General features: G+C 72.6%; 25 protein-coding genes. 9 read left to right on the top strand and 16 right to left on the bottom strand.

The genetic code is table 11. From position 1 onward, the window contains the following. Positions 1–71: 71 nt before the first annotated feature. On the top strand, positions 72–1,934 hold the full coding sequence (locus tag ACLJT4_RS14675) for a glycoside hydrolase family 15 protein (protein WP_411122747.1): 1,863 nt from the start codon (positions 72–74) through the stop codon (positions 1,932–1,934). A gap of 298 nt (positions 1,935–2,232) precedes the next feature. Here ACLJT4_RS14675 and ACLJT4_RS14670 read toward each other — a convergent pair whose 3' ends face one another. The 3 genes from ACLJT4_RS14670 to ACLJT4_RS14660 form a co-directional block, all read right to left on the bottom strand. Continuing rightward, positions 2,233–2,967, bottom strand: a complete 735-nt coding sequence (locus tag ACLJT4_RS14670; RefSeq protein ID WP_411122746.1) for a hypothetical protein — start codon at positions 2,965–2,967, stop codon at positions 2,233–2,235. Positions 2,968–3,142: 175 nt separating this feature from the next. Further along, positions 3,143–3,352 carry a hypothetical protein gene (locus ACLJT4_RS14665; protein ID WP_411122745.1) on the bottom strand — a complete coding sequence of 70 codons (210 nt, stop codon included), beginning with the start codon at positions 3,350–3,352 and terminating at the stop codon, positions 3,143–3,145. 116 nt (positions 3,353–3,468) lie between these two features. Beyond that, entirely contained in the window at positions 3,469–4,380 is a 912-nt protein-coding gene (locus ACLJT4_RS14660) for an alpha/beta fold hydrolase (RefSeq protein WP_411122744.1), read from the bottom strand. Positions 4,381–4,582: 202 nt separating this feature from the next. On the opposite strand from ACLJT4_RS14660, the gene ACLJT4_RS14655 reads away from it, so the two are divergent. Next, positions 4,583–5,320: a TetR/AcrR family transcriptional regulator gene (locus tag ACLJT4_RS14655; RefSeq protein WP_411122743.1), complete on the top strand. Its 738-nt coding sequence runs from the start codon at positions 4,583–4,585 to the stop codon at positions 5,318–5,320. Between the two features lie 50 nt (positions 5,321–5,370). Here ACLJT4_RS14655 and ACLJT4_RS14650 read toward each other — a convergent pair whose 3' ends face one another. The 5 genes from ACLJT4_RS14650 to ACLJT4_RS14630 all read right to left on the bottom strand — a co-directional run bounded on the left by ACLJT4_RS14650 (position 5,371) and on the right by ACLJT4_RS14630 (position 10,022). After that, positions 5,371–6,243, bottom strand: a complete 873-nt coding sequence (locus ACLJT4_RS14650) for a polysaccharide deacetylase family protein (protein WP_411122742.1) — start codon at positions 6,241–6,243, stop codon at positions 5,371–5,373. Between the two features lie 130 nt (positions 6,244–6,373). After that, positions 6,374–7,006: a GNAT family N-acetyltransferase gene (locus ACLJT4_RS14645; protein WP_411122741.1), complete on the bottom strand. Its 633-nt coding sequence runs from the start codon at positions 7,004–7,006 to the stop codon at positions 6,374–6,376. 143 nt (positions 7,007–7,149) lie between these two features. After that, positions 7,150–8,379: a cytochrome P450 gene (locus ACLJT4_RS14640; protein ID WP_411122740.1), complete on the bottom strand. Its 1,230-nt coding sequence runs from the start codon at positions 8,377–8,379 to the stop codon at positions 7,150–7,152. Between the two features lie 64 nt (positions 8,380–8,443). After that, positions 8,444–9,811 carry an NAD(P)/FAD-dependent oxidoreductase gene (locus ACLJT4_RS14635; RefSeq protein ID WP_411122739.1) on the bottom strand — a complete coding sequence of 456 codons (1,368 nt, stop codon included), beginning with the start codon at positions 9,809–9,811 and terminating at the stop codon, positions 8,444–8,446. After that, complete coding sequence (locus ACLJT4_RS14630; RefSeq protein WP_411122738.1) at positions 9,801–10,022, bottom strand: ferredoxin; 222 nt, start codon at positions 10,020–10,022, stop codon at positions 9,801–9,803. Before ACLJT4_RS14630 ends, ACLJT4_RS14635 begins: the two co-directional genes overlap by 11 nt. Positions 10,023–10,613: 591 nt before the next feature. On the opposite strand from ACLJT4_RS14630, the gene ACLJT4_RS14625 reads away from it, so the two are divergent. Both ACLJT4_RS14625 and ACLJT4_RS14620 read left to right on the top strand, forming a co-directional pair. Beyond that, on the top strand, positions 10,614–11,819 hold the full coding sequence (locus ACLJT4_RS14625) for an acyltransferase family protein (RefSeq protein WP_411122737.1): 1,206 nt from the start codon (positions 10,614–10,616) through the stop codon (positions 11,817–11,819). Between the two features lie 145 nt (positions 11,820–11,964). Beyond that, the gene (locus tag ACLJT4_RS14620; RefSeq protein ID WP_016575710.1) at positions 11,965–12,237 is read left to right on the top strand and encodes a hypothetical protein; all 273 of its coding nucleotides are present in this window, start codon (positions 11,965–11,967) and stop codon (positions 12,235–12,237) included. A 55-nt stretch (positions 12,238–12,292) separates the two neighbouring features. On the opposite strand, the gene ACLJT4_RS14615 is transcribed toward ACLJT4_RS14620, so the two are convergent. Both ACLJT4_RS14615 and ACLJT4_RS14610 read right to left on the bottom strand, forming a co-directional pair. Continuing rightward, the gene (locus ACLJT4_RS14615; protein ID WP_411122736.1) at positions 12,293–13,525 is read right to left on the bottom strand and encodes an FAD-dependent oxidoreductase; all 1,233 of its coding nucleotides are present in this window, start codon (positions 13,523–13,525) and stop codon (positions 12,293–12,295) included. A gap of 80 nt (positions 13,526–13,605) precedes the next feature. Continuing rightward, positions 13,606–14,871, bottom strand: a complete 1,266-nt coding sequence (locus ACLJT4_RS14610; RefSeq protein WP_411122735.1) for a serine hydrolase domain-containing protein — start codon at positions 14,869–14,871, stop codon at positions 13,606–13,608. Between the two features lie 184 nt (positions 14,872–15,055). On the opposite strand from ACLJT4_RS14610, the gene ACLJT4_RS14605 reads away from it, so the two are divergent. After that, positions 15,056–15,514, top strand: a complete 459-nt coding sequence (locus ACLJT4_RS14605; RefSeq protein ID WP_411122734.1) for a hypothetical protein — start codon at positions 15,056–15,058, stop codon at positions 15,512–15,514. 167 nt (positions 15,515–15,681) lie between these two features. Here the strand turns inward: ACLJT4_RS14605 and ACLJT4_RS14600 are convergent, their stop codons facing one another. The 4 genes from ACLJT4_RS14600 to ACLJT4_RS14585 form a co-directional block, all read right to left on the bottom strand. Beyond that, a complete protein-coding gene (locus ACLJT4_RS14600) occupies positions 15,682–16,902 on the bottom strand; it encodes a hypothetical protein (RefSeq protein WP_411122733.1) in 1,221 nt (406 codons plus the stop codon). Between the two features lie 350 nt (positions 16,903–17,252). Further along, positions 17,253–19,412: a xanthine dehydrogenase family protein molybdopterin-binding subunit gene (locus ACLJT4_RS14595; protein ID WP_411122732.1), complete on the bottom strand. Its 2,160-nt coding sequence runs from the start codon at positions 19,410–19,412 to the stop codon at positions 17,253–17,255. Next, positions 19,409–20,419, bottom strand: a complete 1,011-nt coding sequence (locus ACLJT4_RS14590) for an FAD binding domain-containing protein (RefSeq protein ID WP_411122731.1) — start codon at positions 20,417–20,419, stop codon at positions 19,409–19,411. The genes ACLJT4_RS14595 and ACLJT4_RS14590 overlap by 4 nt, the downstream gene beginning before the upstream one ends. Beyond that, a complete protein-coding gene (locus ACLJT4_RS14585; RefSeq protein ID WP_411122730.1) occupies positions 20,416–20,994 on the bottom strand; it encodes a (2Fe-2S)-binding protein in 579 nt (192 codons plus the stop codon). The genes ACLJT4_RS14590 and ACLJT4_RS14585 overlap by 4 nt, the downstream gene beginning before the upstream one ends. Before the next feature lie 371 nt (positions 20,995–21,365). Between ACLJT4_RS14585 and ACLJT4_RS14580 the strand changes: the two genes are divergently transcribed. The 3 genes from ACLJT4_RS14580 (at position 21,366) to ACLJT4_RS14570 (ending at position 23,591) form a co-directional block, all read left to right on the top strand. Further along, the gene (locus ACLJT4_RS14580; RefSeq protein WP_411122729.1) at positions 21,366–21,944 is read left to right on the top strand and encodes a TetR/AcrR family transcriptional regulator; all 579 of its coding nucleotides are present in this window, start codon (positions 21,366–21,368) and stop codon (positions 21,942–21,944) included. Between the two features lie 142 nt (positions 21,945–22,086). Further along, on the top strand, positions 22,087–22,560 hold the full coding sequence (locus ACLJT4_RS14575; protein ID WP_411122728.1) for a carboxymuconolactone decarboxylase family protein: 474 nt from the start codon (positions 22,087–22,089) through the stop codon (positions 22,558–22,560). Positions 22,561–22,664: 104 nt separating this feature from the next. Then, a complete protein-coding gene (locus ACLJT4_RS14570) occupies positions 22,665–23,591 on the top strand; it encodes an RNA polymerase sigma-70 factor (protein WP_411122727.1) in 927 nt (308 codons plus the stop codon). Here ACLJT4_RS14570 and ACLJT4_RS14565 read toward each other — a convergent pair. Together ACLJT4_RS14565 and ACLJT4_RS14560 are read right to left on the bottom strand one after the other, a co-directional pair. Beyond that, the gene (locus ACLJT4_RS14565; RefSeq protein WP_411122726.1) at positions 23,588–24,070 is read right to left on the bottom strand and encodes a pyridoxamine 5'-phosphate oxidase family protein; all 483 of its coding nucleotides are present in this window, start codon (positions 24,068–24,070) and stop codon (positions 23,588–23,590) included. The genes ACLJT4_RS14570 and ACLJT4_RS14565 overlap by 4 nt on opposite strands. A gap of 129 nt (positions 24,071–24,199) precedes the next feature. Then, a complete protein-coding gene (locus ACLJT4_RS14560) occupies positions 24,200–25,612 on the bottom strand; it encodes a globin domain-containing protein (RefSeq protein ID WP_411122725.1) in 1,413 nt (470 codons plus the stop codon). Between the two features lie 171 nt (positions 25,613–25,783). Here ACLJT4_RS14560 and ACLJT4_RS14555 point away from each other — a divergent pair, with 171 nt between their 5' ends. Next, entirely contained in the window at positions 25,784–26,509 is a 726-nt protein-coding gene (locus tag ACLJT4_RS14555; RefSeq protein WP_411122724.1) for a response regulator, read from the top strand. The last annotated feature ends 133 nt before the right edge of the window (positions 26,510–26,642 follow it).

The following is a 26,642-nucleotide window of genomic DNA, read 5'->3' as shown; positions in this document are numbered from 1 at the left end:
CGGTGCGTGGTGCCCCGGAGGTAGCCTGAATCCACTTGCTCCTGCTCGTCCCCCAGCGCAGGGGAGGATCGATGACGACGTCCACGGGACCCACGGCGGCACCCACTGAGAGCCTCCGCCCCAGCAGGGCCGACGCCCCCCGCTACGTCCCGATCGCCGAACACGGTCTGATCGGCGACATGCGCACCGCCGCCCTCGTCGGTACCAACGGCACCATCGACTGGTACTGCTGCACCCGCTTCGACGCCCCGAGCGTCTTCGCCGCGATCCTCGACGCCGAGCGCGGCGGGGCCTTCGAACTCGCCCCGGACGTGCCGGCCCGCACCAAGCAGTTCTACTTCCCCGACACCAACATCCTCATCACCCGGTTCTTCGCGGACCACGGCGTCGGCGAGGTCCAGGACTTCATGCCGATCGTCGGCGACTCCCGCGAGGCCGACCGGCACCGGCTGATCCGCCGGGTGCTGTGCGTCCGAGGCTCCCTCCCCTTCTCCGTCCGGGTGGCCCCCCGCTTCGACTACGGCCGGCAGGACCACACCGTCCACACCCACCACAACGGCGTGACGGTCTTCGAGTCCCGTGACCTCTCCCTGGCCCTGACCGCCAGCGTGCCCGTCGTACCGGACGGACCCGACGCCCGCGCCTCCTTCACACTCGCCGAGGGCGAGGCCGCCGTCTTCGCACTCGACCGGATCGGCGACGGCGTCGAGCCCCGCTTCTGCGCCGTGCGGGAGGCCGAGCAACTCTTCGGCGCCACCGTGCGCTACTGGCGCAGCTGGCTCGCCCACTCCCGCTACCGCGGACGCTGGCGGGAGATGGTGCACCGCTCGGCGCTCACCCTCAAACTGCTCACCTACGCACCGACCGGTGCCATCGTCGCCGCGCCCACCACCAGCCTGCCCGAGCAGATCGGCGGCGAGCGCAACTGGGACTACCGCTACGCCTGGGTCCGGGACGCCGCCTTCTGCATCTACGCCCTGCTCCGCCTCGGCTTCACCGACGAGGCGAAGTCCTTCGTGCACTTCCTGTCCACGAAGATCTGCCTGCAGGACTGCGCGCGCGGCCCGCTCCAGATCATGTACGGCATCGACGGCCGCAGCGAACTCCCCGAGGCCGAACTCCCGCACCTTGAGGGCCATTTGGGATCGGCTCCGGTGCGCATCGGCAACGCCGCCGTCGACCAGCTCCAACTCGACATCTACGGTGCACTCATCGACTCCCTCTACCTCTACGACAAATGGGGACAACCGCTCTCCAGCGACCACTGGGACACCGTCTGCGGCCTGGTGGACTGGGTGTGCAACAACTGGGACCAGCCCGACGAAGGCATCTGGGAGACGCGCGGCAAGATCCAGAACTTCCTGTACTCCCAGCTGATGTGCTGGGTGGCCATCGAACGAGCCATGCGGATCGCCCACCACCGCGGGCTGCCGGCGGACATGCTCCGCTGGTCCGGCGCCCGCGACGCGATCTACCAGCGCATCATGCAGCGCGGTTGGTCCACCGAGCGGCAGGCGTTCGTCCAACACGAGGGCGCCGACGTGCTGGACGCCTCGGTACTGATGATGCCGCTGGCCAAATTCATCTCGCCGACCGATCCGAAGTGGCTGTCCACCCTGGACGCGCTCGGCGATGAACTCGTCTCCGACTCCCTCGTCTACCGCTACGACCCCCGGCACAGCCCCGACGGGCTCCGCGGCGAAGAGGGCACCTTCTCGATCTGCTCGTTCTGGTATGTGGAGGCGCTCTCCCGGGCCGGCCGGGTCGACGAGGCCCGGCTCGCGTTCGAGAAGATGCTCACCTACGCCAACCACCTCGGTCTGTTCGCCGAGGAAATCGGCCACACCGGGGAGCAGATCGGCAACTTCCCCCAGGCGTTCACCCATCTCGCCCTGATCAGCGCGGCGTTCAACCTCGACCGGGCCCTCGGCTGACCCCCGCGACTCCGACGCCGGGGCCGGGACCGGCCCTCGGCGCCCTCCGCCCTCGCCGGGACAGGCGTACGCGGAGCGAGAGTGAGAGTGAGAGTGAGAGTGAGAGTGAGAGATGGTCTGTCATGTCGGGCTCCCCGTGAGTCGGTGCTGAGGGGGCGGCGGAAGGCCCGCCGCCGTCGCTGTCACCTCCTCATTGCAGCACCGCGCGCGGGCACCGGCATCGGAGCGTAGGGGGAACGTTCGTGTCCACCCGTGGGTTGATCGGCGCGGAAGGTCACCCCGAGGTGTGCGCGGCCCGTCAGGCGTCGCCGGGCAGCAGGTGCTGGTTGACCTGATGGAACGCCCAGGTCCCGGCGGTGTGGGTGAAGACCCACACCAGGTCGAAGCGGTCGGGCCAGGCGTGGGGGACGCCGCTGTCGGACGCGCCCAGCGCGGAGACGATGTCGGGGATGCGGCTGTGCTCCCAGCAGATCAGGACCGGCCCGGTGGCGCCGAGCGCGGCCTTCGCGAGGTTGCCCTCCTCGGACTCGGCGAAGTCGAGGTCGAGCGGCAGGCCCATGTGGTGGGCGAGCGGGGTGACGGTCTGACGCATTCGGTGCGCGCCGGCGTTGGGCCCCTGGTCGGTCGCGGCGTAGATCGTGCGCGGACGTTGGAGGCCGGCCGGGAGCGGCTTTCCCGCGGGCGGGTCGAAGAGCTTGGGCAGCGCATCGGCCCGGTCCCAGCCGCGCCGGGTGAGCGACTTGTGGTCCTCGTGGCCGTGTTCGTCGATGCCGGGGTGGTGCTTGTCGGGCTTCTCTCCGTGTCGAATGATCATGATCATCGTGGAGTTCCCGGGGGTGGGCTTCCCGGCGCCGTGCGTGCCGAGGGAGGCGGCGGCACTCTTGCGGCTGCCGCAGGCCGCGAGCACGGCCGGGGCCGCCGCGGCGAGGCCCGCCAGTACCCACCGGCGGCCCACCAGCGAGCGGTCGGCGGCGGGCGGCGCGGCGTTCGCGGGAGCGGGTGACGTGCCGTCGGATGTCGGGGAGTGCGACATGAACACGGTCTCCTTCGTGCAACGGAAGGGCAGGGGTGGTGCTGCGGCAGTAGAGCACGCTGCCGTGAGGATGCCCGTCCAACGGTTGCGTCAAGGTGCAAGTGGGACCGCGCGGTGAGGGCGCCCGGGGGAGCGCGGGGGAGCACAACGGGCCGCCGACCGCCGCGCTCCGCCATCAACGGTTCGGGTCGGGAGCCGGCCAGTCCCGCATCGCGGTGCGGACGTCGTCGGGGAGCGGGACCGAGCGGTCGGAGTCGAGCGAGGTGCACACCAGCAGGGCCGTGATGCGCACCCGGACGTCCGACGGGTCCGGGCCGGTGCCGACCAGGCGGAGGTGGCACGAACTCGTGCCGGTCCGGTCCACCGACAGCGCCGGGCGCAGCACCCAGCCCCAACGGCGGTCGTCGCGTGCGCGCGGTCAAACGCACGCTGCCGCGTTCGGCGTCCGGGCGCGGTGCACGGGCGCCGAACGCGTCGGAGGACGGGCGGGGCCGGTCGGCGTCAGCCGTCGGCGAGGCGGCGCACCTGGCGGGCGACGTCGCCCCAGACCGGTTCCGGCAGGTCATGGCCCACACCGGGGAGGAGGACGAAGCGTGCGCCCGGGATGCGGGCGGCGACCGCCCGGCCCGCCGACGGCTTGACGAGGGGATCGTCCAGACCGTGCAGGACCAACGTCGGCACCGTGATGCGCTCGATGCCGGGTCCGCTCCACTGGGCGCCGATCTGCCGGCTCTGGCTGTGGGCGTCCCGGAAGCCCGGGTCGGGGGTGGCGGCCAGCATGGTCCTGATCGCCCGCTCGTCGAGCGGGTGGGCGGGGGAGTGGAGGAGGCGGGCGAGTGCCACCCCGGATTCCACGTGCCGTTCGGGGGCGAGGGCGCGGCCCATGCGGGCGAGCCGGGCGAGGGTGCGGAGTCGGATGTGGCGCAGGGTGGCCGGGCCGGCGCTGTCGCCGGGGACGGCCGAGACGGAGGTGAGGGTGCGGACGCGCCCGGGGTGGCGCAGGGCGATGCGCTGCGCGACCGCGCCGCCCAGCGACTGGCCGAAGAGGTGCGCGGAGTCCCAGCCGAGGGCGTCCAGTACGGCCACGGCGTCGTCGGCCATGTCCTCGGCGGTGTAGGCATCGCCGCGCTTGCGCAGCAGCGCGGCGATCGGACCGGCGCTGGCGGTCGGCGGCAGGTGCGTCGACTCGCCCCCGTCCCGTTGGTCGTAGCGGGCGACCGCGAACCCTCGGGCGGCCAGTGCACGGGCCAACCCGGTGGGCCACCAGTGTCGGGCGACGCCCAGGCCGGTCACCAACAGGAGCGGTTCGCCACTCGTGTCCTCGGGTGTCAACCGGTCGTATCCGAGCCGGACTTCACCGTTGGACGCCCACCGGGTCGGGCTCCATGCGGGCGACGTCGCGTGGCGGCTCATCGCCTTCCCTCCTTCGGTCGCGGGCTCCTCGGCCCTCTTGGCCGCGGCAACCGCTCGTCGTGCGGTGGTGTCGTGCGGGGTCACGGTCCCTCCGTCCTCGATCGCGTGGTGCAAGGACACTGATACTGGGAACACTGTTCGCAGTTATGGGGTGATAATTATCAGCGCAGGACCGGGTTACGGAAGGGGCAGGTGAGGTTCGGTGGCCGACAAGGCGGATCGGGCGACGGAGGCCGTGGTGGTCTGGGAACGTCCCGAACGTGGCGCCCGTGGGCCGGCGCCGGAGCGGAGCCGCCAGCAGCTCACCGCGGCCGCGATCGGGCTGGCGGACGCCGGCGGGCTGGCCGCGGTCTCCGTCCGGCAGGTGGCCCGGGAACTGGGCACCGGACCCGCTTCGCTCTACCGGTACGTGGCCGGACGCGACGACCTGGTGGACCTCATGGTGGACGCCGCCACCGCGGAGGTCGACCTCGACGTCGAGCTGACGGGAGATCCGGTGGCGGACCTGGTCGGGTTGGCCGCCCGGACGCAGCAGGTCCACCTGCGGCATCCGTGGCTGTTGGAGGTGGCACCGGAAGCCCTGCGGACGGGGCCGCGGGGGGTGGACTACCTGGAGTACGCGCTGCGCGCGTTGGAACCGGTGGCGGCGCTGACCGGGCCCGGCAAACTGGAGGCGGTGGCCGTGTTGAACGCCCTGGTCGCCATGTTGTCCGCGGTCGAAATCCGCGCCCGCCGGTCCCCCACGGGCCGCCAGTCGGCCCAGTCCGCCTACCTGGACGCCGTGGTCGCACGAGGCGGACATCCGCTGCTGGCCGGGGCGTTGGCGGGAGGAGCGGCGGGCGCCGGCCGGCCCGGCACCGAAAGCCCGGCCGGGAACCCCTTCGAACGGGTGGTCCGACGGGTGCTCGTCGGCCTGCTCGCGCCCGAACCGCCGGTCTAGTTCCCGCTCCTCAGGGCGCTACCGCGACCGGCGGCCCGGTGCCGAGGCGATCAGGCCGATCCCCCGGTGGTGGTCCGGGCGTAGTGCTCGGCGATCTCGTCGCTGGTCGTCAGCCACACCCCGGGGTGCTGGGCGACGTACTCCAGCGCCTGGTCCAGGTACTTGTGGCGGAACGGCTGGTTGATGACGAACGGGTGCAGCACCAACGACATCACCCGGCCGCTGCCCGCCGCGTCCTCGTGGAGCTGGTCCAACTGGTCCTTGACGATCTGCACGAAGTCCGGGCCGCTCAGGCTCTTGCCGACGAACAGGCTGATGTCGTTCACCTCGATCGAGTACGGGACGCTGAGCATGCCCGGGACGTTGAGGCGGTAGGGCTGGTCGTCGTTGCTCCAGTCCAGGACGTAGTCCAGGCCCAGTTCGGCGAGGAGTTCCGGGGTCCGGAACGTCTCGGTGAGGGCGGGGCCGAGCCAGCCGCGGGGGCGGTGGCCGGTGGTCCGCTCGATGGTGCCGACGACCTCGGCCAGGTAGGCGCGCTCCTCGTCGGGCGACATGTCGGCCTGGAAGAGGGAGTTGTTCTTCCCGTGGGCGATCCAGGCCCAGTTCCGGGCCCGGCCGGCCTCGACGATCTGCGGGTAGCGGTCGCCGACGTCGGAGTTGAGCATCACGCTGGCGCGGATCCCGTGCCGGTCGAGGCTCTCGATCAGCCGCCAGATGCCCACCCGAGGACCGTAGTCGCGCCAGCCGTAGTTGAGCGGATCCGGGGCGAGTCCGGCGGTGCCGGGGAAGATGCTCGTGGACGGGCGGTCGACCTGGTAGTGCTCGACGTTCAGCCCGACGTAGAAGGCGATCCGGGCGCCGCCGGGCCAGGCGATCGGGTCCCGTTCGGTGATCGGGCTGTAGTCGTAGAGCTGGTTGTCCATGGGAGTCACCTCGTGCCCGTAGGGGTGCGGTACTTCCGCAGCCGCATCCGCATCGTCGAACCCTCACATTGATGTGAAGGTCAAGTGCGGTCCGGAAGCGAGCCCGGACACGGGTGGCACGGGGCGCGGGCTAGGGGCGGTGGACGCAGGCCGCGAGCCCCGCGCGTCGCTGCCAGCCGAGCGCTTCGTACAGGGCGCGGCCCTCGTCGGTCGCGCCCAGGACGCCGAGCGTCGCCCCCTGGGCCACGGCGCGGTCGGCGAGCGTGCGCATCACGAAGCCGCCCAAGCCGCGCCGGCGGTGCGCCTCCTGGGTCTGCACCCGGTCGACGACGGTGGCCGGGCCGAGGACGGCCATCTGTCCCTGCGCGGCGAACTCGCCGTGCGCGTCGTGCACCCGGACGTACGTCACGCCGTCCGCGGTCTCCACGGTCGCGCGGTACCCGTCGGGTGCCGCCGGGCGCGTGGTCCGCAGGTCCGTGGCCATCAGGTGGCCCGTCTCCTCCCTGTCCACCATCCAGCCCGCCGGAAGCCACGGCTCCGCGGTCTCGGTCTCCACGGGGAGCTTCAGCCAGGTGTACGGGGCGGTCGCCGACGCGGTGGCGGCCCGCACCGCGCCCTCGTCGGGATCAGGCAGGACGTGGCGGCCCGTCTGCTCCGGAAGTCCGACGTCGATGTAGAGCCCCCAGGGGTGTTCGACCGCCCGGGGGCGCTGACGTGAGACGACCCAACCGGCCGCCCAGATCCTGACGAGTTCCGGAACCATCGAACCCTCCCCGAGTAAGTGCTGCGCAACGGCAGTGCACATTACATCGTCGAGATGAGTGCGGCACCCGTATATGGCGGTGACAGGGGGAGGTGCGTGCCGGACCTCCTGGAGCCCCGCGGGCCCGGGCCTCCTGGCGGGCCCTACGCGCCCGCGCCGGCCGCGACGTCGCCGGTGACCAGCAGGTGCCGCGGCCCGCGCAGGATGGGGCTGTGCCGGTAGGGGGGCGGGTCCGCCACCAGACGCGGGGCGTCCAGGCCGTGCAGCAACGCGGTCAGCGCGACCTGCGTTTCGAGACGGGCCAGCGGGGCGCCGAAGCAGTTGTGGACGCCACTGCCGAAGCCGAAGTGCTGGTTGTCCCGGCGGGCGGGGTCGAAGTGGTCGGCGTCCTCGAACCGCAGCGGATCCCGGTTGCCGGACGCCAGGACGAGGAACAGCGGCGCGCCCTGAGGGATGGTCACCCCGCCCACCTCGACGTCGGTCAGCGGCGTGCGCTGCGGCAGCATCTGCACCGGCGGCTCGTACCGCAACAGTTCCTCCACGGCCGACGGCATCAGCTCCGACTCCCGGCGCAACCGCTCCAGCGCCTCCGGACGGCGCAACAGGGTGAGCATGCCGTTCGTGATGAGATTGACCGTCGTCTCGTGCCCCGCGATCGTCAGCAGGGTCAGCGCCGTCATCAACTCCGGGTCGGTGAGGCGGCCTTCGGGCCCGTCGTCGTGCACCAGCGCCGAGATCATGTCGTCGGTCGGACGCTCGCGCCGGCGCTGGGCCAGCGCGCCCAGGTACCCGGCCATCGCGACCCGGGCCTGCGCGGCCGCGCGGAGCCTGCCGTCCGGATCGTCGTCGGGGGAGCGGTCCAGGGAGGCGATGATGGTGTTGGTCCAGCCGCGGATCTCGGGCATGTCCTCCCCGGGGACGCCCAGCAGCCGACAGATCACGGTGACCGGCAACGGGTAGGCGAAGTCGTCCACCAGGTCGATCCGGTCCCGGCCCCGGAGACCGTCGACCAGTTCCCGGGCGACGTCCACGATGTCGTCGTGCAGCGCGTCGATCCGGCCGGGGGAGTGGGGCGGGCCGAAGGGGCGCATCGCCAACCGGCGGAGCCGGTCGTGTTCGGGGTCGTCGACGGCGATGAAGGACGGCGGCAGGTCCTCGGGCCGGTCCCGCAGGTCGGGGTGGGTGCGGTGGCGTACGTCCGAGCTGATCCGCGGATCGTGCAGCAGCGCGGCGATCTCGTGGTACGTGCCGACCAGGTAGCTGCCGTCGTCCTGCCGGGCCACACCGTGCTCGCGGAGCTCGGCGTAGAGGGGATAGGGGTCGGGGCGGCTGGCGTAGGCGTTGATCCGCTCCAGCAGGGTCTCCGTGGACATCAGCGCGGCTCTCCTCGTCGAGGGCGGGGGCGAAGCGGCGGGCGGACCGGGCCCGGAACGGCGGTCAGGCCATCGGACGCACCACGGCCAGGCGGCGGTCCGGCAGATGACCGGTGAGGGCGACGGTCGGGCCGTGCGAGAGCACCCTGGGGTCCGGGACGTCGGACGGGACGACCTTCGGCGCCGCGGGCCGGTCGGCGGCGCCCGGCGCGGGCGGGAACGGCGCCGCGGTCTCGATCAGATGCCGATAGTGCTCCAGCCACTTGGCGCGGTTGACGCTTACCGCGGCGGTGATCCGGCCGCGGTAGCCGTAGACCACGACCAGCCGGCCCTCCTCGACCGAGCCCTGGGCGACGGTCACCTGGTCGGAGAAGGTGGGGACGCCGATGGACTTGATGTTCAGCCCGAACTGGCTGGACCAGAAGGCCGGCACCGCCAGGTGCGGGCGGCGCCGCGGCCCCGGGTTGACCATGTTGTGCGCCGCCACCTCGGCCTGCGCCACGGCGTTGCCCCAGTGCTCCAGCGCGAGCATCTGGTACTCGAAGAGCGGATGCGGAAAGCGGGCCACGTCGCCGGCGACGAACACGTCGTCGGTGACGATCCCGTACATGTCGAAGGCCCGGCATCCGGCGTCACAGGCCACGCCCCGCGGACCCGCGGCGAGGCCGGTGTCGGCAAGCCACTCGGTGTTGCGGACGGCGCCCAGGGCGACCACCGCGACGTCGGCGTCGATCCGGCTGCCGTCGGACAGTTCGGCGCCGGTGAGTCGTCCGCCGTCGCCGGTGAGCGAGGTGACCGTCACCCCGCAGCGCAGATCGACGCCGTGCGCGCGTTGCAACCGTGCGGCGAACGCCCCCAGTGTGCCCCCGAGCGCCCCGACCAGTGGCGCCGGTCCGCGCTCGGCGACCGTCACCGCCAGACCGCGTTCCCGGCAGGCGGAGGCGATCTCCGAGCCGGTGAACCCGGCCCCGATGACCAGGACGCGGCGCGGTCCGGCGTCCAGGCGCTCGGCGAGCCGGTGTGCGTCGTCGAGGGTCCGTACCGTCAGCACCCCGTCCAGGCGGGCCTCTTCGGGGTGCGGCCAGGGGCGGGCCCGGGTTCCCGTGGCGATCAGCAGGCGGTCGAACGGGAGCCGTTCGCCGTTCCTCAGCAGCACTTCCTTGGTGGCCGGATCGAGACCGCTGGCCCGTACGCCCAGCTTCCACCGGGCGTCGACCGGGCGACGGGCCGGCAGTCCGACGTCCGCCGCGGGCACCCGGCCCAGCAGCACCTGCTTCGACAGCGGCGGGCGGTCGTACGGCGGATGCGGTTCGTCGCCGACCAGGGTCAGATCTCCGGTGAACCCCTCGTCCCGCAGAGTCTCGGCCGCGCGCAGCCCGGCCAGGGACGCGCCGACGATGACGATCCGTCCGCTCTTGAGGTCATCGGACATCGGCGCCCGCCCCCGCTCCGGCCCGTTCGCCGACGAGGATGGCCTGCACCGGGCAGGCCGCCGCCGCCCGCAGCACGCGTTCCGCCTGGTCGTCCGGGGGAGTCGGGGCGTACAGCAGGGCCTCCTCGCCGTGCAGCTCGAACACCCGTGGTGCGAGGAACACGCACTGTGCGTACCCCTGACACCGGTTGAGGTCGACCACGATCTGCATGTCCGCACCGTTCCTCCGCGCGAGCCGTTCCCTCCGTCCTACTTGCCCGCGGCGGGCGGCGCGGGCGGTGCTGGGCCGGAGGGGTGTGCACGGGGAGTGAACGGTGGTGGGGCCGGGACGCCCGGTGGTGCGGGGCGCGCCGCGGCCGGTCCGGGGGCCCGTCGGGGGCTCCGTCGCCGGTCCCGTCGGAATCGCCGGCCGCCGCGGCGGGATTTCGTGCGCCCTGTCATATGTGCGGCGAACCCTTATGGCGCAGCATGGGAATACGGGACGGTGGGAAGGTTTCCGAAGAGCGAAGTATCGGCGAACGGTAGTGCCGGGGCGGGTGCACGGCGGCGGAGCTGTGAGTTCCGGATAGCGTTCCCCGGCGTTCTGGCCGGGCGAGGCGGGTGGTCGGCGAGTATCGGGTATCCGAATTGACCCGTATTCGCCCGTGACATCCTGCATCGGTCGAAACGTCATTCCTGAGGCGCTCGATGTACGACGTGGACAAAAACTTTGCGATCATTTCAATCGAACTTGCCTCCCCCGTCCCGGGTGTGAGATGGGATGGGGTGGAACGCTGCCCTACGAACTGTGAGGAAACACGGGATGCCCTTCGCTCTGCCTGGAACTCTGGCCGCACCAGGGAAGGGGCAAGGGCAATCCAGACTCTATGTCCTGGACGGACTGCGCCTCGTTGCGGCGCTGATGGTCCTGGCGTATCACTACATCACCCTCCGTGATGGCTGGGGTAATGATCCGCATGCGATCTCGCCGACGATCTACCACCTCTCGCAATTCGGCTGGCTCGGCGTCGAAGTCTTCTTCCTGATCAGTGGATTCGTCATCTGCATGAGCGCCTGGGGGCGTTCGCTCGGCGACTTCGTGAAATCCCGCGTCTCCCGTCTGTATCCGGCGTACTGGGTCGGCGTCCTGCTCACCGCGGCCGTGTTGATGATCTGGCCACGGGTCCGCAGTGCGGACAATCTGGAAACTGTCCTGACAAACCTCACCATGCTCCAACAGGGCGTGGGGGTTTCCGACCTCGACGACGTCTACTGGTCGCTCTTCGTCGAGCTGAAGTTCTACCTGCTCTTCGCCCTCGTCGTGTACCGCGGTGTCACCTATCGCCGGTGCGTGCTCTTCTGCGGATTGTGGACGGTGGCCGGAGTCGTCGCCCTCAAGGCCAACAGCAACTTCCTTTCGGTGTGGGCGATCGCTCCCTACTCGCCGTACTTCATCGCGGGCATCGCCTTCTACCTGATGTACCGATTCAAGCCCACGCTGCTCCTCTGGGCAATCGTCGCGGTCGAATTCCTGCTGGCCCAGCACTACGTCCGCGGACGCCTGGTGATGAACGTCGGAGCCAAGGCGGACATGGCGCACGGCTGGCCGGCCCGGGTGGGCGTCATCCTGGCCTTCGCCGTCATGGCGGCCATCGCCCTCGGGGTATTCAACAAGGTGCAGTGGCGCTGGCTGGCGACCGCCGGCTCATTGACGTACCCGCTGTACCTCCTGCACATGTACATCGGATTCACCCTCATCGACCTGCTGCGCAACAAGATGCCGGCGCCCGTCCTGCTGCTCTCCATCGTCGCGTTCATGCTGATCGTTTCCTACTTCGTTCACCGGCTGGTGGAAAGGCCCCTGAGTAAATGGCTGCGCAACGGCATCCAAAAGGGCCTCCAGGAAATGCGTAGGAATTCCAAGAGTCAGGTCGCCTCGGAAGCCGATACCGGCGGAACGGGGCCGGCCGCCCGACAGAATTCCGTCGCCGACAATTGTCGCGTGGGAACGCAGCGACCGTCCCCGTGATGACGGAACGGCGCGGCCGGTCGGCGTGACGGATGCCTCATCCGGCATGCGCGCACCTGCCGCCCCGTTCGGCAGCCGGCCCGCGCCACCCTGCCCCGTATCCCGCTGATTGCCAGCCCAGTGGGATGCGGGGCACTCTTACGTCATGTCATACGTACGACTCGAAGCGTGGATCGGCGGGGAATGGCTGGAGGTGGACGCGGTGAGCGTCACCGTGGAGGAGTCCGCGCTGACCTTGTCCTTCGAGCGCCAGCGGACCGAAGCCGGATACCGGAGCATGATCTGGGAGCCGCTGGAGCACTTCCTGCGGGAGTACCGCGAGGAGCCGATCGTGGTCGTCCCGCTCGGCCGCAGCCTGCCCGTGATGTACGCGCCCGGAGCGGCCGGCCCCTTCCGGCTGGCCGAGGTGACGGAATGAGAGAACGGTCCGTGTGCGGCAGGAGTGGCGGGGCGTGCGCCGTCCCGCCACCGCCTCACCGCACCGATTCGGCCGGCGGACGCTCGCGCACCGCACCGTAGGCCAGGAAGTACGCCGGGACCCTGCTCAGCCACCGGGACGTGGTGAGCCGCTCGGCCACCCACCGGGCCCGCCGCGGGTCGTCGAACGGTGCTCGGCCCGCCAGCACCGGGGCGATCACCCGGGAGTGCGCGAACCGCTGCAGGGCCTGCGTCAACGCCGCGGTCGGCCAGCGGCGGCGCTGCACGGCACGGACGTCCGCCAGGCCGACCGCGCCGGCCCGCAGCGGACCGACCAGGTGCCGGGCGGCCGCCACCGCGTCCTCCACCGCGAGGTTGATGCCGATCCCGAAGACCGGCGACATCGCGTGCGCCGCGTCGCCGATGCACAGCAGCCCCGGGCGGTGCCAGCGCCGCAGCCGGTCCAGCCGCACGTCGAGCAGTTTCACCTCGTCCCAGGAGCCCAGCGCCCGGATCCGGTCGCCGAGCCAGGGGGCGGCCGAGGCGTAGTTCAGCATGAACGCCTCCAGGCCCGCGGCCCGTCGTGCCCGGTCCGTGCCCTTGGGGATCAGCGCGGCGCACTGCCAGTACTCCCCGCGGTCGATCAGCGCGGCGAGCAGCCGGTCGCCGACGCCGCCCACCAGCCCGTGCGGGTCGCCGTCGTGCCGCGGCAGCCGGAACCACCAGGCGTCCATCGGGCAGCGGAAGGCTCGCAGCCCGAGTTCGGGCAGGGACCGGGCCAGCGAACCCCGGCCGTCGCAGGCCACGGTGAGCGTGGCGCGCAGTTCGCCCCTCCGGCCGTCGGCCGTGCGGTACCGGACCCCCGCCACCCGACCGCGCTCCTCGACGAACGACGTCACCTCGGTGCTCATCCGCACGGAGAACGACGGTTCGCGCCGCGCCTCGTCCGCCAGGAGGTCGAGCAGGTCCCACTGCGGCACCATCGCGACGTAGTTGAACCGGCCGCCCAGTGCGGCGATGTTCCCCACGGTCGTCAGCGAGCCGTCCGGGCCGAGCGGCAGCTGAACGGCCGTCACCCGCCGCTGCGGCAACTGGGCGAAGCGGTCGCTCAGCCCCAACTCGTCCAGCAGCGCCAGCGTGGAGGGGTGCACGGTGTCCCCTCGGAAGTCGCGCAGGAAGTCCCCGTGTTTCTCCAGGACCGTCACGGCCACCCCGGCCCGCGCCAGCAGCAGGCCGAGCACCATGCCCGCCGGTCCGCCGCCCACCACACAGCACGTCGTCCGTTCCACCACAACAGCTCCCTTCCCAGGCGGCCCGGGCCCGGCGCTCGCGCCGCCACCGGCACGAATACCCCGGATCGCACCGGGAGTCAGCCCCGCACCGCCCCGTTTGCCGTGTCCCGTGCGTCGCACAGGGCGTGGTCGATCAGCCCGGTCGTCGCCCGGATCTGGCGGTCGGCGGTGTCGGGGTCGCCGGGACGGCTGTGCAGGGAGACGGTGACGGTGGTGCGGCCGTCGGCGGTGGTGGCGGGCCACACCATGGAGCCGTACCCGTCGCCGCCATGGCCCCAGTAGCCGCCGCCGCAGGTCAGCGGGGTCCAGGAGAGGCCGAGCCCGTAACGGCTGCCCGGTGGTGTGCCCGGGTCGCCGGGCACCGCCACCGCCCGGCGCATCTCGGCGAGCTGGGCCGGGGCGAGCAGCCGGCCCCGGCCCAGCGCCGCGAAGAACGCGGTGGTGTCCGCGGTCGAGCTGATCAGCGCACCGTCGGCGTCCCCGTCGAACGGCAGGTACGCCACGGTGGTGTCGATCAGCGGGGCGCCGGGGGCGAACTGCTGGTAGTCGTTGGCGTGCGGGCGCGGGAGGTACGGGTCGTCGCCCGGTGCGACGGTGTGCGCGAGGCGCAGCGGGAGCAGGATGCGGCTGCGCACCTCCTGCTCCCAGGAGTGGCCGGTGACCGCCCGGATGACCATGCCGGCCAGGACGTAGTTGGTGTTGGAGTACTGCCAGCGGGTCCCGGGTGCGAAGGCGGGCGGGTGGCGCAGCGCGAGCGCGACGCGTCGTGCTGAGGAGTACGGCGTCCAGCGGTTGCGGTGGTACTCGGCGGCGCTGGGGTGCGGGGCGACCTCACCGATGTAGTCGGGCAGCCCGCTGGTGTGCTGGAGCAGCTGGCGCACCGTGATGCGCCGCCCGTCGTTGCCGTGACCGCGCACCACACCAGGCAGCCACCTGTCGAGGGTGTCGTCGAGCGACAGCCGTCCCTCGCCCACGAGTTGGAGGACCACCGTCGCCACGAACGTCTTGGTGTTGCTGCCGATGCGGATGTAGCCGTCCCGCGGAACGGGCCGCCCGGTGGACAGGTCGCCGGTGCCGCTGCGGACGGTGCGCGTGCCGCGGTCCGTGGTCAGCCGGACCTGGACGCCGGTGACACCGGCGTCACGCACCGCGTCGGCGTCCCGTTGGAGCTGGGAGGGGGACGGGGTGCGCTGCGGGGCGCCCGCCCGGGCGGCGGGGGCGAACCCGGCCAGGAGGGCGGTGGCGGTGAGGAGCGCGGCGGTCGCCCGGCCGGGCAGGCGCCGTCCGGCCGCCCGTGGGCCACGCCGGGAGCTGGATTCCGGGACGTGCACGGTCATCGGCATGGGGCCACCGTAGGGACGATCGGGGCTGGTGGGACATGCTGCTGGCCGGTGGGGTCGGGGTGGGGCTGTCCCCAGGCGGACGGGGCGCAGGGGATCCACCGCTGTCGCCCGGGAACGTAACCCCCAATATCCGCCTCTTGTGTGGTGGGTCGTCACAACGACCTTTGAACAAGGGGAGGAAAGAATGACCGAGCAAGTGCAGAAGAGCGGGCGCGCGGCGCGGGGGATCTTCGGGCGTCGTGGCGTCGGCCGCTTCGCCACGGTGGGCGCCATGGGCGCAGCCGTGGCCGTACTGGCCGTGACCCCGGCGTTCGCCAAGGGGAGCGCCACCCTCAACGTGTCACCCGGCACCGTCAAGGTTGGCCAGAGCGTGCACCTTACGGGGCACGGCGACAGCGACGGGCTCCGGTACGGCGAGTTCTGTGCCCAGCAGCGCGTCGGCACCAGCGGTGCCTGGCACACCGTCAAGTGCGGCAAGGTCGTGTCGATGGACGGCGGCGAGGCAACGGTCGACGCGAAGGCCAAGGCCACGCACCGCGGAGTCCTGCAGTTCCGCGGCGTGCTGTTCGGCGTCGACGGACCGCACGGCGGCCACCCGCAGGCGGATTTCCACACCGCCGTGCGTACCGTCCACGTGCGCTGACCCGGCGCTGAACGGGCCCCCGGTGGTCGGCGCCGGCCACCGGGTGCGCACGACGAAGGACGGCGGACCCGGTCCGCTGAAGGCGGTCGCCGCCCCGTGCGGGAGCGGCGACCGCCCGTTGTCCGGCTCGACCCTTGGCGGGCGGGCCCGAAGGTCGCGTTCCGCGCTTACGTGGAGGTCTTGCCCAGGCGTACCGGACGGTGGTCCACCGAACGCTGCAAGGCCCGGAAGTCGTCGAACACCGGGTAGTTGTGCGGAAGTTCACCGGAACCGGAGTGCTGGACGGTGCGGTTGGCGTACAGGCTGTTCAGGAGCCACGGCTGCTTCTCGGGCCCCAGGTCCCGCACCATCGCCGCCGCCTGGGCGACGCCGTACGTGGCGACGGCCAGTCGACCGGTGCTGCGGAACCTGTCCACCTGGTTCCGCAGGAAGTGCTGGTGGCTCTCGTACCAGGGGCTCATCGTGAGGAAGTCCCGCCACTGCTGCGCGGGGACCGGGTGCGCGACCGCCTGCTTCAGCAACTGCCACACCTTCAGGTCCGCGGGCAGGCCGTACCGGCGGGCGAACGGCGCGGGGACGGTACTGCCCATGTGCTTCTCCCAGAGCAGCACCAGGGAGAACTCGGTGACGAGGAACCGCTGGTCGGCGCGGAGCCGGGGGAGCACGTAGTCGACGTACTTCTGGGCGCCTTCCGCCGAGTCCACGTGCGGATGGATGTCCACCCCCTCGATCTCGCGGGTCTTCTTGACGAAGGCCATCCAGCGTTCGGTGGCGGCCGTCTGCCCGCCCGGCCGGTCGAGGTGGTTCAGCGCGCCCATGTACAGGCGCGTGGTGCAACCGGAGGGGAACTTCTTCCGACGGTAGGCGATCACGTGCTCCGCGGCCTTCTCGTAGAAGGCGTTGAGCCGTGCGTTCCGGTCCGCCTCCCTGGTTTCGAGGAACGGCTCGTTGCCGATGGTGAGGATGTTCACCTTTCCCATCACGACGTCCAACAGCCGTTCCAGCCGCGCCAGTTCATCGCCCATCGCCTGGCTTCCCGGCGACGGTATGGGGCGGTGCACGTTCTGGAACTTCATCGACAGGACCGTTCCGTACCCCTTCGCCTGCGCTGCCAGGAGGGTCCGGACGGCCGGTTGGGCGGACACCGCGCCGTCGACGTCGGACATCGGGACGAACCCGCGCAGCCAGCTGGCGGAGAGCGCTTCCAGTGCGGGGAACGTCACGTCGGAGGGGTCTTCGTTGAAGTTCGCGCCCAGGACGCCCGCGGGGCCGTCCGCAACGCTGTCGCGGCCCTTCCCGCCCGGCCCGTCCTGCGGCCCGGCGGCGCCGCCGGGCTCCTTCCCGCTGCAACTCGCGATCAGCGGTGCCCCGGCCAGAACGGTCAGCATCCAGCGGCGTGAGCGAGGGGTGGGCACTGCCGGCGCACGCGTCCCGGTAGTCAGCCGTTGCCTCATCGTTGTGCTCCTGGTTCTGTGCTTGCGGTTCTTGCTGCCTCCCGGAGGACGGAACGACGGCGGGGCCCCTCCCGCACCCGATCGGCCCGTCCCTCCGGACCAGTGACCGTACCTCCCGGCGCGCCCCACGGGCACGCCGACGAGGAGCACGAACACGCACCAACCACCCAAATAAGCACGCGGTCTGACGGACAATCGGCTGACCGCCGTCGCCCGTCAGACCGCGTTCCGCCGCGTCGCCGTCCCCTTCCGGACGGGACGGGGACGGCGACGGGGGAGGGTACCTAGTCGCGGTCCTCGGACGGCCGCGGCAGGGCGTCGTCCCAGGGCTTGAGCACCCGGTCCGGGCGGATGGGCAGATGCCGGTGGCGGACGCCGGTGGCGTGCCAGACCGCGTTGGCGATCGCCGCCGAGGCGCCCACGATGCCGACCTCGCCGATGCCCTTGATGCCCACCGGGTCCTCGTCGTCCGGATCGTCCACCCAGTCGGCTTCGATGAGCGGCACGTCGGCGTTGGCGGCGACGTGGTAGCCGGCGAGGTCGGGGGCGACGTGGGTGCCGGTGGCCCCGTCCCGTACCGCCTCCTCGTGCAGGGCCATCGACAGGCCCCAGATCATGCCGCCGACGAACTGGTTGCGCGCGGTGAGCGGGTTGACGATCCGGCCGGCGGCGAAGACGCCGAGCATCCGCCGGACCCTGACCTCGCCGGTGGTGACGTCCACCGCCACCTCGGCGAACTGCGCGCCGTACGCGTGCCGTTCACGGGGCGGCAGGGCGCCGAGGGCCGCCGTGGTGTCCGAGCGGGCGGTGATCCCCTCCGGCGGGACGTGGCCGCCCAGTGCCAGCTGTTCGCGCAGGTCGTGGGCGGCCAGGGTGATGGCCCACGACCACGAACGGGTGCCCGCCGAGCCGCCGGCGAGCATCGCCTGGCCGAAGTCGCTGTCGCCGATCCGCACCGTCACCCGGTCCGGCGACACCTCCAGGGCGTCCGCGGCGACCAGCGTCAGCGCGGTCCGCGCCCCGGTGCCGATGTCCGCGGCGGTGATCCGCACCGTGAAGGTGCCGTCCGCCTCGGCCGTGACCGCGGCCGTGGACGGCCCGGCCAGGGTGGGGAAGGAGGCGGCCGCGGTGCCGGTCCCGAGCAGCCAGCGGCCGTCGCGGCGCAGCCGGGGGCGCGGGTCGCGCTCGGCCCAGCCGAACCTGCCGGCGCCCACCTCGAAGCAGTCGAGCAGCTTGCGACTGCTGTAGGGCAGCCCGGAGACCGGGCCCACCGCGGGTTCGTTGCGGGCGCGCAGGACGATCGGGTCGACGCCGCACCGCTCGGCGAGTTCGTCGAGCGCGCACTCCAGCGCGAACGAGCCCGGCGCCTCGCCCGGTGCGCGCATGTAGGTGGGCGACGGCACGTCGAGTCGGACCACGCGGTTGACGGTGTGGTGGGCGTCGGCGTCGTACATCGCCCGGGCCACGTCGGCGCTCCGCTCGACGAACTCGTACACCGTGGAGGTCTGGTTGAGCCCCTGGTGGTGCAGTGCCCGCAGCCGTCCGTCGGCATCGGCGCCGAGCCGCACCCGCTGTGCGGTGGGGCTGCGGTAGCCGATCAGGGAGAACATCTGACGTCGGGTCAGCACGACCCGGACCGGGCGGTGCAACACCGTCGCCGCCATGGCCGCAGCGACCTGGTGCGCGCGGGTGCCCTTGGCGCCGAAGCCGCCGCCGACGTGCTCGGAGCGCACCCGGACCGCGGACGCGTCCAGCGAGAACAACTGCGCGAGCTCCTGCGCGACGTAGATGCTGCCCTGGTTGGAGTCGACGACTTCGAGTCGGCCGCTGTCCCAGTACGCGGTCGCCGCGTGCGGCTCCATGGGGTGGTGGTGCTCTTCCGGAGTGGTGTACTCCGCGTCCACCACGACCGCGGACGCGTCGAGTTCGGCCGCCAGGTCGCCCTTCGACCGCTCCGCCGCGGCCCGCGGCGTGCTCTCCGGGACGTAGGTCCCCGGGTGCCCGTCGGCGAACGCCACGTCGTGCGGTTCGAGGTCGTACTCGACCACCAGCGACTCGGCGGCCTCCCTGGCCTGTTCGGAGGTCTCGGCGACCACCAGCGCCACCGGCCACCCGGCGTGCGGCACCCGGTCGTGCTGGAAGATCTGCAGCGTCGGGTCGGGGGTGCCCATCGGGCCGGTGTACTGCGACTCCAGCGGCTGGGCGTTGCCGTGGTGCAGGACGGTCAGCACGCCCGGCATGGCCAGGACGGGCGCCGCGTCGATCGAGCGGATCCGCCCGCGGGTGACGGTGGACACCACCAGCCAGCCGTGGGCGAGTTCGGCGAACGGGATCTCGGCGGCGTAGCGGGCCGCGCCGGTGACCTTGTCGCGGCCCTCCACGCGGGTGTGCGCGGTGCCGACGGCCCCGATGGCCGAGGTGGTTGGAGTGGTGGCAGTGGTCATCGGGTGGCCTCCTCGGTCCGCCGGCACTCCGCGGCCAGCTCGGTCAGCTCGGCGACGACGAGATTGCGGATCAGCGTCACCTTGTAGGCGTTGCCGGGCAGCGGCTCGGCGGCGGCGAGTTCGGCGTCCGCGGCGGCGGCGAACGCCTCGGCGGTCGCCGGTCCGCCGATCAGCGCCCGCTCGGCCGCGTGCGCCCGCCACGGCCGGGACGCGACCGCCCCGAACGCCAGCCGCGCGGCGCGGACCGTGCCGTCCCGGACGTCGAGGGCGGCGGCCACCGACCCGATGGCGAAGGCGTACGACGCGCGCTCGCGGACCTTGCGGTAGCAGGACGCGGCGGCGACGGGGGTGGGCGGCAGGGTGATGCCGGTGATCAGCGCGCCGGCCGGCAGGGCGGTCTCGCGGTGCGGGGTGGCGCCGACCGGGAGGTAGAACTCCGCGAGCGGCACCTCGTGCGGCCCCTCCGCCGTGACGTAGTGGACCACGGCGTCGAAGGCGGTCAGCGCGACCCCCATGTCCGAGGGGTGGACGGCCACGCAGTGCGGGGAGGCGCCCAGGATCGCGTGGTTGTGGTGCTCGCCCGCGACGGCCGGGCAACCGCTGCCGGGCACCCGCTTGTTGCAGGGCTTGCTGACGTCGGTGAAGTACGCGCAGCGCGTCCGCTGGAGGAGGTTGCCGCCCACGGTGGCCATGTTGCGCAGCTGTCCCGAGGCGCCGGCCAGCACCGCCTGCGTCAAGGCCGGGTAGCGTCGGCGGACTTCGGGGTGGGCGGCCAGGTCGCTGTTGGTGACCGTCGCCCCGACGTGCAGTCCGCCGTCGTCGGTGACCTCGATCCGGTCGAGCGGCAACTCCCGCACGTCGACGAGGAGTGCGGGCCGCTCGACCCCGCTCTTCATCAGGTCGACGAGGTTGGTGCCGCCGCCGAGGTAGCGCGCCTCGGGTTCGGCGCCGAGCAGCGCGACCGCGCCCGGCACGTCGGACGCCCGCCGGTAGTCGAATTCCCTCATGCCGCACCCGCCACGTTCATCTCGTCCGCCCCACTGGTGCCCTGTGCGGTCTCCTCCGCCGCGCGGGCGACCGCCTGCACGATCGACACGTAGGCACCGCAGCGGCAGAGGTTGCCGCTCATCCGCTCCCGGATCTCCTCCGGGGTCAGCGGCGCCACGCCCGCTTCCGGTCGGACGTCGGTGGTGACCGCGCTGGGCCAGCCGGCGGCGTGCTCCTCGATCGCCGCGATGGCCGAACATATCTGCCCGGGCGTGCAGTACCCGCACTGGTAGCCGTCGAGGTCGAGGAACGCCTGCTGCACCGGGTGCAGCCGGTCCCCGTCCGCGACGCCCTCGATGGTGGTGACCTCCCGGCCCTCGGCGGCGACCGCCAGTTGGAGACAGGACACCACCCGGCGCCCCTCCAGCAGCACCGTGCAGGCACCGCACTGCCCCTGGTCGCAGCCCTTCTTGGTGCCGGTCAGGCCGAGCCGTTCGCGCAGCGCGTCCAGCAGGGTGGTGCGGTTGTCGACGGGCAGCGTGTGCTTCTCGCCGTTGATGGTCAAGGTGATGGCGCCGGCCGTCGATGGGGCCATGGGCTCAGCCTTCTTTCAGGTCTCACACGTAGAGAGGCTCGGTGGTGTCCCGGTCGAGGTCGCCGGCCGGCAACGGCCGGGCGGAGTCGGGAGGTCCGGGCGGTGGGTGGTGCGGTCCGTCGCGGCGTCGGAAGAGGTGGTCGAGCAGTGCGGGAGGTCCGGGTGCGGTGGGGTCCGGTCGCGGTGGCCGTCGGACGCTCCGTGCCGGTCCCGTCCCCCGCTCGTCGGCCGCTATGGTGGTCCTCAAGCGGACAGCTGTCCGCTACCGTTGAAACTTAATGGACAGCTGTCCGCTTAGCAAGGCCGTTTGTTCGCCATGCGAGACCCGTCGGACGGGTCCAACTCATCGGCGCAGTGCGGGAGGAGGACGCGTGCCAGGCCCCGAGGACGCGCCCCTGCGCTCCGACGCACGACGCAATCGCGACCGCATCCTGGAAGTGGCACTGGTCGAGCTGACGCGCGCCGCCGACGTCCCGCTGAGCGCGATCGCCAAGAAGGCCGGCGTCGGCCAGGGCACCTTCTACCGCAACTTCCCCAACCGCGAGGCCCTCGTGCTGGAGGTCTACCGGCACGAGGTCCAACAGGTCTGCGACGCCGCAGCCCACCTCCTCGCCGTCGAACCGCCCGACCGGGCGCTGCGCGGCTGGATGGACCGCCTCGCCCGGTACGCCATGACCAAGGCCGGACTGTCCGCGGCGCTGTGCAAGGCCACCACCACCCCCGGCACCCTCGTCGGCGTGTCCCGCGGCCCGCTCACCGCCGCCGTCACCCTCCTGCTGACGGCGAACGAGGAGGCCGGCACCATCCGGCCCGACGTCGTCGCCGAGGACTTCCTCCTCGCCATCGCCGGCCTCTGGCAACTCGACCCGCACGCCGACGGGCCCGCCCGCGCCGGACGCCTCCTCGACCTGGTGATGGACGGCTTGCGCGCGGGGGCCACGGGGCGGTGAGGGGCGCTCGCCCCGGGAGGGCGGCAGGCCGCCCGCTGCGGACCGGCGGCCGGGAGACGCAGGTCACACCCGACCGTGTCACGGGGGGCCGGGCTGTCTCGTCTCGGGAGCGCAAGCACCGGACACCACGGAGGAACACACCATGGACGCGCGACTGGACTACTTCGCCAGCCCGACCGCCGGCAAGGCACTCAAGCACTTCATGTCGGCCGGCCGGACGCTGAAGGAATCGGCGCTGCCGGCCGCGACGCAGGAACTGGTGGCGCTGCGCGTGAGCCAGATCAACGGCTGCGCCGCCTGCATCGACATGCACACCAAGGAGGCCGCGGCGGCCGGCGAGACCCCGGTGCGGCTGAACCTGGTGGTGGCCTGGCGGGAGGCCACGGTCTTCACCGGCGCCGAGCGTGCCGCACTGGCCTTGGCGGAGGAGGCCACCCGGCTCGCCGACGCCGGCCACGGGGTCGGCGACGAGGTGTGGGCGCACGCCGCCGAGCACTACGACGAGGACCAGCTCACCGCCCTGGTGGTCCTGGTCTCCTTCATGAACGCGGTGAACCGGCTGAACGTCGTCACCCGCCAGCCGGCCGGCAGCTACGAGGTCGGACGGGCCCACTGACGGGCGGCGGAGCGAACACGCCCGACGAGAAGGCGACTTCGTCAACCGCGCACCGCGGATCGGTCCCGCACCGCCGGGCCGACGTCACGGGAAGGGAGCCCGGCGTGAGCAAGGTCGAGGAGTTCGAGGAACTGCGACCGCTGCTGTTCTCGATCGCCTACCGGGTACTGGGCAGCGTGGGGGAGGCCGAGGACGCCGTGCAGGAGACGTGGCTGCGCTTCGACGGCTCCTCGACCCGGCCCGCGTCGACCAAGTCCTACCTGTCCGCCACGGTGACCCGGATCGCCATCGACGTGCTGCGGTCCGCGCGGGTGCGACGCGAGGCGTACGTGGGCCCGTGGTTTCCGGAGCCGCTGCTGAGCGATCCGTACCAGGACCCGGCCCGGGCGGCGGAGTTGGCCGACTCGGTGTCGATGGCGGCCCTGCTGTTGCTGGAGCGGCTCAGTCCGCTGGAACGGGCGGTGTTCGTGCTGCGGGAGGTGTTCGGCTTCGGGTTCGACGAGGTCGCCGCCGCGGTGGGGCGCTCGGAGGCGGCGTGCCGGCAACTACTGGTGCGGGCGCGCCGGCACGTGCGGGCCGACCGCCCGCGATTCGTGGCGGACCGGCAGGAGCGGCAGGAACTGGCCACGCGGTTCTTCGACGCACTGCGCAGCGGCGACGTCGACGCACTGCGGGAGCTGCTGGCCGCCGACGTGCAACTGCTCGGCGACGGCGGTGGCAAGGCCCCGCAGTTGGCGAACGCCGTCACGGGCGCGGAGAACGTGGCCCGCGTGCTGGGCACGGTCTTCCCCCTGATGGGCCGGATCGCCATCACCTTCGAGCCGCACGAGGTCAACGGTCAACCCGGCGCGCTCTTCCGCGACCGGGACGGCAAGGTGCTGCACATCCTGGCCCTCGACGTGCTCGACGGGCAGGTCCAGGCGGTCCGCGCGGTGATCAACCCCGACAAGCTCGGTCACCTCGGCCCGGTCGCGGACGCGTGGGCCGTCGACCGCGAGGTGAAGCGGGCCCGCCGCCGGCCGGGCCGCTAGTGCGACAGCCGCAACCCGGTGACCAGGTCGGGGCGGATCCGCAGGGCGTGGGCCATCCGGTGGTCGGTCCAGGGGTGCAGCAACGTCTGGTAGTGCGCCAGGTCGTCGGGATCGGTGACCAGGTGGCAGTAGCCGGTGACCACCACGCTCCAGCCGCAGTGCGTGGCCGGGTCGATGGCGTCGGCCTCGTAGGCGACGACCACCCCCTCGTCCTCCGCGTGTTCGGTGAGGGTGGTCAGCGCCGCGCCCTCATGGGTGCGGATGATCACCTCGCCGCGGTGCAGCAGGTGGTTCACCGGGCGGATGGCCGGCAGCGCGTCCTGGGTGAAGACGATCCGGCCCAACGACACGCTGCCCAGTAGCCGGAGGGCCTCGGAGCGGTCCAGTTCGCTGCTGCGGCGGGACGCCTCGCGGTCGGCCCAGTCCACCAGTGGATCGGTGGCGGTGCCGGCGGCGTGCCGGGCCGGGATGTCGTTCACGGCGTGCTCCCTGTCCTGTCGAGGCTGCTGACGCACTGCGCTGCCGGCCAGTAGACGGGCCCCGCGGGTCACCCGCCAGGGCCGTTCGGCCCGCCTGCGGGGAACGCTCCCCGCACGGCCGGACCGGGGTCAGCGGACCGCTCCGGTCACCGGCCCGTCCGCCGGGCACCCCGCCGGGCGGCCGGCCGGCGGAGCGAGCGGGTCCGGCACCGGGTCGTGGCGGATGTGGTCGGCCGACATCCCGGCCGCGGTCAGCCGCGCGACCGTGGCACCGACCATGGCCGCCGGACCACTGACGAAGGCGAGGTGGTCGGACCAGGGCCCGGCCCCGGCCACCGCCTCGGCCAGCGGCCCGTACTCGGTGTGCCGCCGGTCGCCCGCCGCGGTGGAGTCGTCGTCCAGCACCCGTACGACCCGCAGCCGGTCGTGGCGCGCCGCCAACTGGGCCAGCGCCCGCGCGTCGTACAGCTCGTTCCGGCTGCGGGCGCCGATGAAGAGGTGCACCCGGCCGGTGTGGCGCAGCGGCATTCCGCCGGTGCCGCGACGCCGGGCGGTCCACTCCTCCAGCAGCGCCTTGACGGGCGCCCAGCCCGTGCCGCCCGCCACCATCAGCAGGTCACGGGACGGGTCCTCGTCGGGGAGCGTCATCGTGCCGTGCGCGGGACCCAGCCGCAGGGTGTCGCCGACGCCGGTGCCGTGCACCAGCGCCTCGCTGACGCCGCGGGGCCCGGTCTGCCGGACGTGGAAGGTCACCTCGCCCTCGGGCCGCGGCGCGGACGCCAGGGAGTAGTGTCGCCACGCCTGGGGCATCAGCGGCGACTCGACCGCCGCATACTGGCCGGCCCGGTACGGGTACGGCTCGTGCACCCGGACCCGGAGCACCGCGAGGTCGGGGCGGCGGCGCTCGTGGGCGGTCACCGTGCCCTGCCAGCACGGCGGTTCGGCGAGTGCGGCGTCGGCCCCCTCGACCATCGACGCCACCGCGAACCGCAGCATCCGCAGCCACGCCTGCTCCACGGCCTCGGCCCAGCGGGGCCCGGCGGTGCGCCGCAGCGCCGCGCACAGGGCGGCCTCGAACGCCTCGTAGTGCGCCGGGCGCACCCCGAGCTTGCGGTGGTCGTGGCCCAGCTGCCGGAAGTAGGCGGCCACCTCGGCGGGGCGGTGCAGGTTCTCGATCAGGTACCAGAAGGCGCGGGCGAGGTGCGCGCGCTGGAAGTCCATGGACGCGGGGAACAGCGACCGCAGGTAGGGCCAGCGGGCGAACATCTCGTCGTAGAGGTGGGCGATCAGGTCGCCGAACGGCGTGACCAGGTCCAGGTACTGGGTGATCAGCCGCTGGTCCGCGGCGCCGTCGTAGGGTTCCGGCGTTAAGTCCGGCGCCGGGGCCCGGCCCTGGCCCAGGATGCGCCGACGCAGGCGCATGGCGTCGTGCCGGGCGAGCAGGGCGTGGTACTCGCCGCCGACGGTCCCCGCGGCGGACCGTCCGGACGGCAGGGACTGCTCGGGCGACGCGGTCCGCGTGAACTGGCGGGGCTGTTGCATGGGGATCGACCTCCTGACGGGGGCGCCAGTATCGCAACGCGGCCCCGTGCCCGAAGGGCCCCGATCCCCCAGGGTCGTTCGGCCCTTGCGCAGGGCTTTCGGGGCGGCGAACCTCGGGGGCGGGCCCCTCGTGCCCTGGCCGATCCGCGCAGAACCACAGAGCGAGAGTGCATGAACCAGCAGTCCGTCCCCCCTGCCGCCACCCCGTCCGCCGCCGCCCCGGACACGCCGCTGCGCGTCTTCATCCTCGACGACCACGAGGTGGTCCGCCGCGGCGTGCGGGACCTCCTGGAGGCGGAGGAGGACATCGAGGTCGTGGGGGAGGCGGGGGACGCCCGGCAGGCCCTCGCCCGGGTGCCGGCGGTCCGGCCCGACGTGGCGATCCTCGACGTCCGGTTGGGCGGCGCCGACGACGACCACGAAGGCATCGAGGTCTGCCGGGAGTTGCGGGCCCGGGTGCCGGAGCTCGGCTGCCTGATGCTGACGTCCTTCGACGACGACGAGGCGCTGTTCGACGCCATCATGGCCGGGGCGGCCGGTTACGTGCTCAAGCAGATCGACGGCACGGCGCTGGTCAACGCGGTGCGCACCGTCGCGGCGGGGCAGTCGACGCTGGACCCGCGCACCGCGACGCGGGTGATGGAGCGGTTGCGCGGCCCCGGCCGGGACGAGGCGGTGGACGAACCGTCCGAACTCGACCGGCTCTCGCCGCGTGAACGCGAGGTGCTGGACCTGATCGGCGAGGGACTGACGAACCGTCAGATCGCGGACCGGTTGTTCCTCGCCGAGAAGACGGTCAAGAACCGGGTGTCCGCGATCCTGGCGAAGCTGGGGGTCGGGCGCCGGGTCCAGGCGGCGATGGTCGTCGAACGCCTCAAGGGGCAGCCGCGGCCGTGAGCGGGACACCGGGCGCACGGCGGGCCTGATCCGCCGCGCCCGGACCGGTCAGCGGGCGCACGGCGCCCCGCGGCCCGGAGCGCCCGACGCCCCCGCGGCCACGCCGCCCCGCACCGGCTCATCGACCCGGGAC

It is taken from the genome of Streptomyces sp. x-19 (assembly GCF_046549115.1).
In the GTDB taxonomy this organism is placed as follows: domain Bacteria; phylum Actinomycetota; class Actinomycetes; order Streptomycetales; family Streptomycetaceae; genus Streptomyces; species Streptomyces albulus_C.
This window is presented reverse-complemented; position numbering and strand designations above follow the sequence as displayed.